This window comes from Cyclobacterium salsum (genome assembly GCF_010119245.1).
Lineage (GTDB): Bacteria > Bacteroidota > Bacteroidia > Cytophagales > Cyclobacteriaceae > Cyclobacterium > Cyclobacterium salsum.
Map to the genome: position 1 here is coordinate 186,878 of NZ_WNKG01000005.1, position 12,387 is coordinate 199,264.

At 44.3% G+C, this 12,387-nt stretch carries 12 protein-coding genes; 1 reads left to right on the top strand and 11 read right to left on the bottom strand.

The genetic code is table 11. The features are described from left to right. Positions 1–7: 7 nt before the first annotated feature. The 11 genes from GJS45_RS09990 to GJS45_RS10040 form a co-directional block, all read right to left on the bottom strand. Positions 8–1,036: a rod shape-determining protein gene (locus GJS45_RS09990; protein ID WP_092172517.1), complete on the bottom strand. Its 1,029-nt coding sequence runs from the start codon at positions 1,034–1,036 to the stop codon at positions 8–10. A 239-nt stretch (positions 1,037–1,275) separates the two neighbouring features. Then, entirely contained in the window at positions 1,276–2,802 is a 1,527-nt protein-coding gene (gene purH, locus GJS45_RS09995) for a bifunctional phosphoribosylaminoimidazolecarboxamide formyltransferase/IMP cyclohydrolase (protein WP_162341486.1), read from the bottom strand. A 133-nt stretch (positions 2,803–2,935) separates the two neighbouring features. Next, a complete protein-coding gene (gene purN / locus GJS45_RS10000) occupies positions 2,936–3,493 on the bottom strand; it encodes a phosphoribosylglycinamide formyltransferase (protein WP_162341488.1) in 558 nt (185 codons plus the stop codon). Between the two features lie 77 nt (positions 3,494–3,570). Next, the gene (locus GJS45_RS10005; protein ID WP_162341490.1) at positions 3,571–4,512 is read right to left on the bottom strand and encodes a glycoside hydrolase family protein; all 942 of its coding nucleotides are present in this window, start codon (positions 4,510–4,512) and stop codon (positions 3,571–3,573) included. A 30-nt stretch (positions 4,513–4,542) separates the two neighbouring features. Then, positions 4,543–5,415 carry a geranylgeranylglycerol-phosphate geranylgeranyltransferase gene (locus GJS45_RS10010; protein ID WP_162341491.1) on the bottom strand — a complete coding sequence of 291 codons (873 nt, stop codon included), beginning with the start codon at positions 5,413–5,415 and terminating at the stop codon, positions 4,543–4,545. 98 nt (positions 5,416–5,513) lie between these two features. After that, positions 5,514–6,290: a Rossmann-like and DUF2520 domain-containing protein gene (locus GJS45_RS10015; RefSeq protein WP_162341493.1), complete on the bottom strand. Its 777-nt coding sequence runs from the start codon at positions 6,288–6,290 to the stop codon at positions 5,514–5,516. Between the two features lie 67 nt (positions 6,291–6,357). Continuing rightward, complete coding sequence (ccsA, locus tag GJS45_RS10020; protein ID WP_162341495.1) at positions 6,358–8,886, bottom strand: cytochrome c biogenesis protein CcsA; 2,529 nt, start codon at positions 8,884–8,886, stop codon at positions 6,358–6,360. 38 nt (positions 8,887–8,924) lie between these two features. Beyond that, positions 8,925–9,341: a cytochrome c maturation protein CcmE domain-containing protein gene (locus tag GJS45_RS10025; protein ID WP_162341497.1), complete on the bottom strand. Its 417-nt coding sequence runs from the start codon at positions 9,339–9,341 to the stop codon at positions 8,925–8,927. A gap of 3 nt (positions 9,342–9,344) precedes the next feature. Continuing rightward, positions 9,345–9,587 carry a CcmD family protein gene (locus GJS45_RS10030; protein WP_162341499.1) on the bottom strand — a complete coding sequence of 81 codons (243 nt, stop codon included), beginning with the start codon at positions 9,585–9,587 and terminating at the stop codon, positions 9,345–9,347. A gap of 1 nt (position 9,588) precedes the next feature. After that, entirely contained in the window at positions 9,589–10,263 is a 675-nt protein-coding gene (gene ccsA / locus GJS45_RS10035) for a cytochrome c biogenesis protein CcsA (RefSeq protein WP_162341501.1), read from the bottom strand. Positions 10,264–10,501: 238 nt separating this feature from the next. Then, entirely contained in the window at positions 10,502–11,167 is a 666-nt protein-coding gene (locus GJS45_RS10040; RefSeq protein ID WP_162341503.1) for a heme exporter protein CcmB, read from the bottom strand. A gap of 170 nt (positions 11,168–11,337) precedes the next feature. Between GJS45_RS10040 and GJS45_RS10045 the strand changes: the two genes are divergently transcribed. Further along, positions 11,338–12,384, top strand: coding sequence for a dihydrodipicolinate synthase family protein (locus GJS45_RS10045; protein WP_235954703.1), 1,047 nt, complete (start codon positions 11,338–11,340; stop codon positions 12,382–12,384). Positions 12,385–12,387: the final 3 nt, after the last annotated feature.

The following is a 12,387-nucleotide window of genomic DNA, read 5'->3' on the forward strand; positions in this document are numbered from 1 at the left end:
TCTATTTTTACGTCATGAGTACTGTTCTGAAATTATTGATGTTTTTTAATGCATTTCCGGTGCCTCTAACCACCGCTCTGAGCGGGTCTTCGGCTATGTGAATCGGCAATTTCGTCTTTTGATGCAACCTTCGGTCCAGACCTTTGAGTAGCGCGCCACCGCCGGTAAGATGAATACCATTATCGTAAATGTCAGCGGATAGTTCGGGTGGGGCTATCTCCAAGGCCTTAAGCACCGCTTCCTCAATTTTGGATACCGATTTATCCAAAGCAAAGGCTATTTCAGAATAAGAAACCTTGATTACTTTTGGAATGCCGGTCATCAAGTCCCTGCCCCGAATTTCATAATCTTCCGGCGCATCGTCTAGCTCCGTCAGTGCCGAACCGATGGCAATTTTCACCTTCTCCGCAGACCTTTCCCCGATCAATAAGTTATGCTGCCGTCGCATGTAATCCAAGATGTCTTTGGTAAAGGTGTCACCCGCCACCCGAATCGATTGATCAGCAACAATCCCTGACAATGCTATTAAGGCAATTTCGGTAGTTCCCCCTCCAATATCGACGATCATGGATCCCATGGGCTTTTCTATATCTATTCCAATACCTATAGCTGCAGCGATCGGTTCGTAAATCATGTATACTTCTTTGCCCCCGGCATGCTCGGCAGAATCCCTGACCGCTCTTTTCTCTACCTCTGTAATTCCGGAAGGGATGCAGATGACCATTCGGTGCGATTGGGGAAACATCCCCTTGTTATGCCCGGGAATCATCTTAATCAGTCCCCGGATCATTTGCTCGGCGGCATAAAAGTCGGCAATTACACCGTCTTTTAGTGGGCGAATGGTTTTGATGTTTTCATGCGTTTTTTCATGCATGTTCATGGCCTCTCTGCCCACTGCCAAGACCTTATTGTTGGTTTTGTCTATGGCGATAATGGACGGTTCGTCCACCACAATTTTTTCTTTATGAATAATAAGCGTATTGGCTGTCCCCAAATCAATGGCAATGTCACTGGAAAAAAAGTCAAATAATCCCATCTTGGTCTTTTCTAAATTAAATGATTATTGTTCCTTTAAAGGTAGCATATTTCAGCCCTTTAAAAGAACGGGTGCCTGCAAAAATAGTATCTTATTTCGGATTTATTCCTTAATGCATTCCCCTATTTATTCTTAGTAGCGGCAAAACCAAAAAAAGTCCGAAAGCATGTGCGCATGCTTCGGAAATTTTCTTCGTTTTCTACCTAATTAGAAGCAATTAACCGGAGAAAACCCCCAAATCAATGTTTGAAGTGCCTGATACCTGTCATGACCATGCTCATGCCGTGGGCATCACAGTACGCAATACTATCCTTGTCTTTTATCGACCCACCAGGCTGCACTACTGCACGAATACCTGCTTGATCCGCTATCTCCACGCAATCAGGGAAGGGAAAAAAGGCGTCCGATGCCATCACGGCTTCTTTCAGATCAAACCCGAAAGCCCTGGCTTTTTCAATGGCCTGTTTTAAGGCATCCACCCGACTGGTTTGTCCTACTCCGCTGGAAAACAGTTGGTCTTTATTACTCAAGACAATGGTGTTGGATTTGGTATGCTTGCAAATTTTCAAAGAAAACACCAAGGCATCCATTTCATCGGTAGTTGGAGCTTTTTTTGTGACCAGTTGAAATTCGGTTTTGCTTTCTGTCTTCAAATCCTTGTCCTGCTGCACATAACCATTTAATAAGGTCTTTACCTGGTCGGTTCCTTGCAGTTTTATTTTCTGCTTTAAAAGAATACGATTTTTTTTGCCCTTTAATACCTTCAAGGCATCTTCGTCAAATTCCGGTGCAATCAACACTTCAAAAAACAGGCCATGGATGGCTTCTGCCGCTGCCAGGTCTACGGGTTGGTTGGTAATCAGAACCCCACCGAATGCGGAAAGGGTGTCTGCAGCAAAAGCCTTTTCGTACGCCTCTTTGACCGTTTGACCGAGTGCCACACCACAGGCATTCGTATGCTTGAGTATGGCAAAAGCGGTTTCCCCTGGAAATTCTTCGATTAAAGCTACGGCTGCATCCACATCCACCAGGTTGTTGTACGATAGTTCCTTGCCGTTTAACTGCTCAAATAAATCCTCCAAATTCCCATAAAAATGAGCGCTTTGATGCGGATTTTCCCCATAGCGTAATTGCTTGGATTTTTCTTCACTGATTTTCAGCGCAGGAATGCTTTCATCCCGATTGAAGTAATTAAAAATCTGGGTGTCATAATGGGAGGAGACATGAAACGCCCGGGCAGCGAAATACCTGCGATCACTACCTGAAAGCGACCCGTTCTGCGTCCTTAGCTTATCTTCCAAGTCACCATATTGATCACGGGAGGCAATGATCGTTACATCTTGAAAGTTTTTAGCTGCTGCCCGTATCAATGCAATGCCTCCGATGTCTATTTTTTCGATAATGGCTGCCTCAGAAGCTCCGGACGCTACGGTTTCTTCAAAGGGATAAAGGTCTACAATGACCAGGTCAATGGCGGGAATAGCATATTCTTCAGCCTGCGCAAGATCCTCTTCGTTGGCTCTGCGGTGCAGGATCCCGCCAAAAATTTTGGGATGAAGCGTTTTCACCCTGCCACCAAATATGGAGGGGTATCCCGTTAGTTCTTCGACGGGAATTACTTCCGCACCTTGATCCTGAATGAATTTTTGAGTCCCTCCGGTGGAATAAATCTTGACACCATATTCCTTCAAAAGGCCAATAATGGGTTCAAGGTTATCTTTATAATAAACAGATATGAGCGCAGATTGTATTTTTTTTTCAGCCATTAGGTATGTTATTTTTTTTGTTTTCCGTTTTTGGTAGTCGATGCATTTGCAGGATCCCAACAAACCGGAAATATCGTTGGTGATTTTGATTTAAAATTTCTTTTAAGGAGGCAAAGGTAGGAAAATCAGGGCATTAAATCAGGCTTTCGATCACATTTGGGTAGTATTTGTGTTCCAATGCGTGAACTTTATCGGCGATCTGTTCGGGACTATCCTCTTTGTCAATGGCAACAGCCGCTTGAAAAATAATCTTTCCCTCATCATAATTTTCGTTCACCAAATGGATGGTGATTCCAGTTTCCTCGTCTCCGGCATTTTTGACAGCCTCGTGAACACGCATCCCATACATTCCTTTACCTCCATAGTTGGGAAGTAAGGCCGGATGTATGTTGACCATTTTGTCCGGAAACATCCGAATCAAGTCCACGGGAATTTGAAGCAAAAACCCTGCAAGTATCACAAAATCAACCTTATATTTAACCAATTCCGCAGCTACTGCGCCATTTTCCAGCTCGGATTTCGAAAAAATTAGGGTAGGGACATTGAATTTTTTCGCTCTTTCCAGTACCCATGCATTTTTTTTATTGGAAGCGACCAATACAATTTTCCCTTTTTGGGAGGCCTGGAAGTATTCCATGATTTTTTGGGCGTTGGTGCCGCTTCCTGAAGCGAGAATGGCAAGGTTTTTCAAGATCTGCTAAATTTAATTAGGTGATAAAATGATAGGTAAAAAAAGAATGGCTAATGCGCAATGGAATCCAGCTGGATTTATTCAGCAGGAAAATGGACGACTACTTCCGGATGCATGGTGTAAAAACGAAATTCAGAACCATCATGAACCAGGATCCCGCTGGACTTATTATCCCCCATAATGGGGTTCTGAGGATATTTGGTCCACTGAACCAGATCTCTGGAGACGGCTACATTCATTGTCCAGTCACTCCAGTCTTCCAGAGAGGTGCCGTGGTAATAGGCATAGTAGTGATCTTTGTATTTAATTACTTGATTTACAGCTACCCCATATTGATCGTAGGACTCAGGCCCCATGTGGATCACAGGATCATCTTGTACATTGGTCCAGGTAGTTAGATCCTCTGAAGTGGCCAGCCAGATTCCCTGATCGTTCCGTTCGTAAAAGAGGTACCAGGTTCCGTTTTCCACCCATACGGTAGGGGTGCCATAAGGACCTTCACTCAATGGGGATCCGTCTACCTGGCGAATATCCAGGTCTCCCTGGTTTTCCCAGTGTATTTTGTCGGTAGATGTAAGCATTTTGGCGATGTCGTTTTTCCCCTCAGCAAACATATAGTACTTACCGTCCTGTTTCCACACCATCATGTCTTCCACCCAGCTTTCCTTGAAAATGGGATTATCTTCGTGCCGGTTCCATTGAAAACCGTCTTCGGAATGAGCGTAACCAAGCTTCAGGATGGTATTCTCCTCGTAATCTTCAAATCCAGTGTACCACAGATGATACCCGTCAGCTTCTTTTAATATGAAACCCCGTTCCCTAATTCGGCGATCCCAGGTAGTTTCACCGGTACCACTGAAGAGGGGATTTTCGGAATGGGGAGTGAATTCGATAATCTCTTTGGGATAAGGTAAATTATCCTCGGTTTCATTACTTTCATTGGTAGTGGAATTAGACTGGCAAGCTCCAACCAGGGAACAAACCAAAAGAGCCAGGAACTGCATCAACGTGTTTTTCATACCTCAATATAACGCAATTAATAGAAAAGATTAAAGAAAGCCCATGCTAAGAATCCCGGTAAGCATCAGGATTTTTGAAAACGTACTTAATTCAGTGAAATGCGCTTTCCTGTCGGCCTTGTATATTTTCACCATAAACAGAACGAAGAACACGCTCAATCCACCGAAGTAAAGAAACAACAAGGGTTCGTTAATTTTAAATGTGACAAAGAGAATGGCACTGACAAACAGGAAAGCGATGAAAAAGATCACCTGCTTGGTTTTTCTAAAACCCAATACGATGGGTAAGGTGCGGCAACCGTGCTTCCGATCCCCATTTCGGTCTTCGATGTCTTTCAGTATTTCTCTGATTAAATTAATAAAAAAGGCAAATAGGGCATAGGTGAGGACCAAGAGCTCTGATTTTTGGTAGTAAAGGCCTACAATCCAAATTGCCAAACCGGTTAGAGAGGCCACTGTGAGATTGCCAATAAAGGGCAACCGTTTGAGTGAATTGCTGTAGAGCCAAAGTAGAAAGGCTGCCAGGAAGGTTATGGCACCAATTTTTGGGTGGACCAGCATGCCCAACGAAATCCCAATCAGGTTCATAGCTGTGTGCAGGATCATGACCATCCTCCGTTTCATTCCCTTTCCTATAACCACCGCCTTGGGCCGATTTACGTAGTCTATTTTTACGTCGTAATAATCATTGATCATATACCCAGATGCGGTGAGAATTACCGTGGAAGTAATGAGCAGGTACAAATGGTAATCCAGTAAAATAAATTCCCCGGAGCGAGTAGTGCCCACCAGAAAAAAGGCGGTCATTAACTGCGCAAAAGCAACCATAAGCAGGTTCTCCGGACGGATGATTTTCACAAACGCACGGAAGGTAAAAGTCGGAGAAGCCTGTTTGTTTTTCATAGTGCAAAATAACGACAATGGTTTCAATAAGGGTAATATTTCCCTGGAAAAAAATCCACCACCTGCCCCACAAAAAGGGGGGTAATCAACGGGCCATCCTAGTGATTGTCAAGGATATCCTGGGATATCACCTGGTATATTTCGGCCCATTGCCCGTTGGTTGCTAAAAAGCGGAGGTGGTTTTCCAAGGTGTCGAAATCCCCCCGCACCGCGGGGCCTGTTTGGGAAGCTTTGGCCCCTAGCTGGAGGGATTTATTTATTTGCTCGATGATCAACGGTTTTAACATCTCAAAGTCCAGTCCCTGCTGCCTCATCAATGCCTCGGCCACCAATAGCATATGGTTGGTGAAATTGGATGCAAAAACCGCCGCCACGTGTATGGCACGGCGCTCAGATGAAGGAACCAGGTAATAGGGTGAAGAAAGGCTTTTGCATAGGATTTTGAGTTTTTTTGTAGTTTCGAATTCATCTGCTTCCAATAAAAAGGGCACTTCCTCAAACCCAATCTCCCGGCCTTTGGTTAAGCTTTGAAGTGGATAGAGGATGCCCGTGAAATCAGCCGAACTTTGGTCCAAAATATCCAGGGGCAACACACCACTGGTATGCAGCAAGGTACTGTTTTCAGGGAGTAATATTGCCTCTGCAATGCCTGCTACTGCTTGATCACTCACAGCGAGTATATAGATTCGGGCCGAACTTTCCGTGAAATCCAACACATCACATGCCTCCGTGCCATAAAGTCGGGATGAAAGTTTTTCAGCAGCAGCTAAATTTCTCCCATAAATTTCTGAAATGACGTGTCCGGCATTTTCCAGTGCGGAAGAAAGGTGATAGGCCACATTTCCAGTACCAATAATTGCAATTGTGAACTTCATACCTGAAAAGTAAAAAAATAACCCCTAATTCACATCAGGGGTTAAGTAAATTCCAAGAAATGGCCCGTTATTCAAGGCCTTTTTTCTTCATTTTCTGAAACTCATCAAATCTTCTGAAAATGGCAACGCTAAATCCAATTAGCATCAGGATGGTACCCAACCAAAGGACATTGATCATGGGTTTTACAGCCGCCTTCATTACCACATAGTCCTTTTGATAGGTACTTATTTTAAAGACAAATTTATTGTCTTCCGGTACGATGTTATCAACCTCTACTTTGATTCCCAGATCATTGTCAATGTCTGCAATCTTGCCTACCTGATTACCTCGGATCAGAAACACAGGAGCCAGTTTTTTCTCCACATCGTAATCCAATATAGTAAGGTTGGCTTTAACGGCCACATCTCCCTCCTCCAAAGGTACACCATCCAATTCATTGACCACTTCGGCACCCTCAAACTGGGTGACGAAATCGTTTATGAAAAATTGATCTCCGGGGGCAGCATTCACCGATTCCGCCTCTTTCCATTCGGGTTCCTCGTAATCATTTATGGCAGAGACATGGGTATAAAGGTCTCGGGTCAGGTATCTTTTCGAATCCGGAGAGGAAATCAATCCCATGGTGGGATTGGGTTGCGACATGGGGTAAAGGGTAAACTTAAGTTCGTCATCCTGAAAATACTCTACCTTAAAGTAGGAGTTTTCCTGCAACACAAGGCTTACCGTATCCCCCTTGGAATGGTAGGATTGGTCATTGACCTGTATATCTTCCAGTGCTACTGCCTGGTTTATTTCACCTGTAGCCTCCAGGGCATCGGCTTTTACATAGCCGGGAACCCCGGTCAATTTCTTATACCTTCCCCTGTAAATGACCTCGTACTCTTTCATTTGCAAAGGCTTGTTAATCCAGAGAAGTACGTTTTCCTTATTCAGATCATCCTCCCAGTCTTTTTTATACGTCAAACCGGACATGTTGATGGAGATGGTGTCGGAATAGCCGGAAGAAAACATTACTCCTATCAGTACCATTCCCAATCCAATATGAGCCAGGGAACCTCCGGAAAGCTTAAATGTTTTCTTGCGTATTAGCTTGATAAGAATGGTACTGTTGGCAACGATGGTAAAGGCTCCTGCCAGAACAATCACAATGTAAGTGATGTCATAAACCTTCCCGATGGTGATGATCAACGCAGCCAGTACCATAGAGACGATGTAAGGGGTGACCAGGGAGTTTTTTAGATCCTTTTTATCCATCTTGTTCCACCAGAAAAACTGCCCAATCCCAGTCAGTAACGCCAGGGCCACAGCAAACCAGACCTGAAACTTGGTGTAAAAACCAATCTGATCGGCAGGAGGAGCCAGATTTGAAAGTCCTCCAAAACTTTCGATCAAGGCATTGTATACCGGTATAGAGGTTGGAATAATTACCTGAAAGGCCATTAGACCCAGGGTAGTGGCACCAATAAATATCCAGAATTCTCTGGAATAAACGGAGGCCTCTTTTTCTGAAGTAGGAATGTGTTTCCATTCCCTGACTGCCAGAAATATCGCTACAGCTAAAAAGAAAAGCATGTAAATCAGCAGCTGGCCCGAGAGACCGAGATCGGTAAAAGAATGTACCGATGAGTCGCCCAATACACCACTTCTTACCAGAAACGTAGCGTATAATACCAATATAAAGGAGCTGATAACCAACACCATGGAAGTTTTCAAAGCGGTAGTACTCTTTTTAAAGGTTATCATGGTATGGATGGCTGCCACCATGACAAGCCAGGGAACATACACCGCATTTTCCACGGGATCCCAGTTCCAATAGCCTCCAAAATTAAGCGTCACGTAAGCCCAATAGGCTCCCATAATGATACCCATACCAAGGATCATGGCAGAAAAGATGGCCCAGGGCAAAGCGGGTCGAACCCATTCCGAATACTTTTTTAACCCAAGCCCTGCCATCAAAAAGGCAAAAGGGATGAGTGTGGAGGCATAGCCTAAAAACAGTGTCGGAGGATGAATAACCATCCAGATATTTTGAAGGAGCGGATTCAGACCAGTTCCATCCTCGGGGACAAATTCGGGGTTGATCTGGAAAATAGGCGCATCGGATACATCCCGAAGTAACATAAATGGGGAACTGCCGATTTTGAGGTCACCAATCACTACACCTAAAATCATAGAAACCAAAAATGCCTGAACCAGCATAAATACCAGCATTACCGGACCTTCCCAAAACCGGTTGGTGTGAATGACCACCAATCCCAATACCACATTCCAGAAAATCCAAAGGATGAAGGCTCCTTCCTGACCTTCCCAGAAACTGGATATCATGTAATGAACGGGTAGGCCTATAGAGGAATGGGAATAGGCATAAAAATATTCAAACCGATGGTTATAGATAATTTCGAACAAGGAAAAAGCAATGGCAACGGATGCAATCCCATGAATGTAGAACGTGATCCGGCTAAATTTTCTCCAGGAAGGTTTTTCCAGTTCGCTGGCACGGGTAAAATAATAATAGGAAATGGCGGAAATCAATGCGCTCACAAAAGCCAGAATTACCATGAAATGGCCCAGATTACCCATAAAGGTATTCATCATATTTTACTGTAATTTAAAGTGTGATACTTCCTGATGCTTCAGGAGGAAGCCGTTTTGACATCAGTCTCCTGATATTTGGAAGGGCATTTCATAAGGATCTTATCTGCAACAAACATTTCTTCGGTTTTGTATGTACCGATCACCACTACCTGTTCAGATCGAATGAAATCTGCCGGAACGGGTTCATTGTAATATACCTGCTGCTCCATACCGTCATTGTCCACCATTACGAAAGTGAAAGATGTTTTATCTTGGCCCACTTCTACGCCTACTACTTCACCTTCGGAATCCTTCTTAAGCTGACCCACCACGTGAATGGCTTCTGTATTGCCATTGATAGCCATTGATTTGGCTGTGGAGAAGCTTTCATAGGTACTCGCATCGCCAATAGAGGTGATAATGATGATGATGGCCACCCCAATGATTCCCAGGCCGATAATATGTCCTCTTTTCATGATCTAATCGTTAAATTTTTTCTCCAGTCCGCTGATTCTACGATCGGTCTGTATGACATAAACCAGAATACCACCCAAAACAATTCCAATAATGGTCACTAAAACGTAGATTTTTCCTTCCGACCGCATGCCATCAGCCATTTGCACAGTGGAATTTTGGTAGTCTTCTGCCGTAATGTCAATTTTATCCTGTGCCGTAACGGCAAAACTGATTCCTAAAAGGAGAATGAAAATGTATTTTTTCATGTTATTGGTTAATCAATTTGTCTTCTAATTTTCTTTCCAAACGCCTGTAACGGACCCGGAGTGTACTGATCCAGGTGCCCAAAAGGGTCCAGCCGATGATGGCAGGGTAAAATACCGTCCGGAGATTGCTATCCATGTCGTATGCATTAAATCCCGGGTTCCCACCATTCCCGGGGTGAAGGCTGTCCGTTAACCTCGGTAAGATAAAAATAAGCGGAATGAATGCTGCAAAAGCAAAAATACTATAAACGGCACTTATTCTAGCCCGCTGATACACATCTGTCAATGAGTTTCGTAAAACCAGATAGGCAAAGTACATCAGCAAGCCTATTGCCGATGCATTAAGCTTGGGATCATTCGTCCAGTAATCTCCCCAGGTAAATTTAGCCCAAATCATTCCGGTGCTAATTCCCACCACGCCGAAAAGAATGGCGGTGTTGGTGAATTCGACTGCCATGTCGTCGTGAACTAAATCGCCTGAGCGAAGGTGCAGAATACCATAGTATACGGCAACTATCAACATCAATAACATGCCAAACCACATGGTTACGTGGAAAAACAAGGCTCGGATGGTTTCATTTAAAATCGGCAACCTGGGCACATCGATTAACAAACCTGCAATTATCGTATAGGCTAGCAGCACAATGGCCAGTATTTTCCACCAATAAGCTTTCATTTACAGTTATTTTTAGAGATCACTCCTTTCCAATTCCTCAGGAGCAACTAAACTTCCCTCTCCGGCCGGAAATGAAATTTCAGATTGGGAAATTAAGCCCGGAGAAAGGTAGAAATCTTTCCGTCAATTCAGTGGCAAAAATAAGTGTTTCTAAGTGATTTATTTACAATTGTCGGGTTTATTTGCTCACCGGTCGAGAGCAGGTAAAAAGCAGGTATTACCGGCGGCTAATGGTGTCTCAACTCCGCCAAAGGTAGGGGAAGAGAATATAGGAACTGACGGCTACGATGGCATTAATGGCTAATAATGTTATTATTTTATCTACGTTAATCTCCCGATCCAACCCATCAATCGCATTTTTGGAAACCTGGATGGCCATAAGCAGAATGGGGATCAAAACGGGGAAACTCAAAATGGCCATCAAGGTACCATTGTTGCTGGTTTTGGAGGCAATGGCCGAAACCATGGTCAGGGAAGCCGAAAAACCTAGCGCTCCAAGAAATAAGTTTAGCAGAAAAAGAGGTTGGTCAGCCACCGGATTTCCAAACACCACTCCAAAAACCAGGTAACCCAGTAAGGCCAATACTAGGGTAAGCAGGGTGTTGTAAATGGTCTTGGAAAGGATGATCGCTTCCGGAGAGGCAATCATATAGTAATACAGTTGCCTGCCCTGATGCTCTTGCACAAAACTTTTAGCTACCGCATTTACAGAAGAAAACAAAATAATGATCCAGTAAAGGGCATTCCATACAGGTACTCCCAGATTCCCCTTACCGGCACCCATGCTGAGGTAGGTGATAAAAACAGCGCTGATTACATAAAGAAGAATACCGTTGATGGCGTACTTTTGTCGCCACTCCAGCACGGCTTCTTTTCTGACCAATAGGACGATTTCCTTCCACATACTGCCGCAAATATAGGCAGAGGGATATTATTGTCAGCGAAAATAGGGTTATTTTGTAAGGGGATTAGCCTAAATCAATGGGAGGAGGGTAACCCTAATAGGAATTCTTGTTTAGTGAGATAACCGAAATCTGGAGAAATTGTATAAGCATACTAAATTTTATTGTTTTTATGGATAATAAAATAGCCAGCGAGCGCGAGTTGAAGCATAGAAGAGATTTCATGAAGAAAATGGTTTTGGGAACGGCTGCCAGCCTGATGCCCGTATATGGATTGCAAGCCTGGGACAAAATGAAGGAATCAATGGGAGAAAAATCCTTTGTACCGGTAATGTTGACACCTTACAATAAAGACAAATCGGTGGATTATAGGGGACTGGAATCCCTGACAGATCATTACCTGGCAGCCGGTGCCAGGGGTTTGTTTGCCAACTGTCTTAGCAGCGAAATGTACGACCTGAGCCCCGAAGAACGATTGAAAGTAACGGAAACGGTAGTCAAGCGGGTCAACGGGCGCTTTCCGGTGGTCGCTACGGGCTCCTTTGGAGAAGATGCTTACGACAAGGCGACGTTTTCCAAAAAATTGGCTGATACTGGAGTGGATGCGGTTATTTTAATTACTTCCCATTTTGCAGCATCTGAGGAATCCGATGAAACCATGATCCGCAATCTGGAGGCGTACCTGCACCAAACTAATTCCCTGGCTATCGGGACCTACGAGTGTCCCAGTCCCTACAAGCGGGTATTGTCCCTGGAAGTGCTGGATTTTCTTTTGGCTACCGGGCGGCTGGTTTACCACAAAGACACCACAGAAGACATCGAACATATCGGTAAAAAGCTTCGCATGTCTGAGGGGTCTGACCTTGGTCTATACAATGCCCACATGGGAAGCGCCGTCGCCTCACTGCGCGCAGGAGGAGCTGGGTTATCCCCAATTGCCGGAAATTATTACCCTGAAGTAATTGCCTGGATTTGCCAACATGCCGAAGATCCTGCCAAAAAAGCGGAAGTGGATTGGCTTCAGGATAAGTTGACCGAAATGGAATCCAGAATCACGGTCAATTACCAGTTATCGTCCCGCTACTACCTGAATAAATCCGGTTTGGACCTTGAAATTACCAGCAGAAGGTCAAGCGCATCGCTGACCCGGGATGAGCAGGCACAAATTGATCAGGCACAAGAGGAAGTTCAGGGTTGGAAAGAACGACTGGGAATTTGATGC

What these genes read in the sequence shown, in the direction of transcription:
- GJS45_RS10015 (WP_162341493.1), bottom strand. Translation starts at nt 6,290, where the DNA reads ATGAAGTTCACAATTGCAATTATTGGTACTGGAAATGTGGCCTATCAC.
- GJS45_RS10045 (WP_235954703.1), top strand. Translation starts at nt 11,338, where the DNA reads ATGGATAATAAAATAGCCAGCGAGCGCGAGTTGAAGCATAGAAGAGAT.
- GJS45_RS10005 (WP_162341490.1), bottom strand. Translation starts at nt 4,512, where the DNA reads ATGAAAAACACGTTGATGCAGTTCCTGGCTCTTTTGGTTTGTTCCCTG.
- GJS45_RS10030 (WP_162341499.1), bottom strand. Translation starts at nt 9,587, where the DNA reads ATGAAAAAATACATTTTCATTCTCCTTTTAGGAATCAGTTTTGCCGTT.
- ccsA (WP_162341495.1), bottom strand. Translation starts at nt 8,886, where the DNA reads ATGATGAATACCTTTATGGGTAATCTGGGCCATTTCATGGTAATTCTG.
- GJS45_RS10025 (WP_162341497.1), bottom strand. Translation starts at nt 9,341, where the DNA reads ATGAAAAGAGGACATATTATCGGCCTGGGAATCATTGGGGTGGCCATC.
- purH (WP_162341486.1), bottom strand. Translation starts at nt 2,802, where the DNA reads ATGGCTGAAAAAAAAATACAATCTGCGCTCATATCTGTTTATTATAAA.
- GJS45_RS10010 (WP_162341491.1), bottom strand. Translation starts at nt 5,415, where the DNA reads ATGAAAAACAAACAGGCTTCTCCGACTTTTACCTTCCGTGCGTTTGTG.
- GJS45_RS10040 (WP_162341503.1), bottom strand. Translation starts at nt 11,167, where the DNA reads ATGTGGAAGGAAATCGTCCTATTGGTCAGAAAAGAAGCCGTGCTGGAG.
- ccsA (WP_162341501.1), bottom strand. Translation starts at nt 10,263, where the DNA reads ATGAAAGCTTATTGGTGGAAAATACTGGCCATTGTGCTGCTAGCCTAT.
- GJS45_RS09990 (WP_092172517.1), bottom strand. Translation starts at nt 1,036, where the DNA reads ATGGGATTATTTGACTTTTTTTCCAGTGACATTGCCATTGATTTGGGG.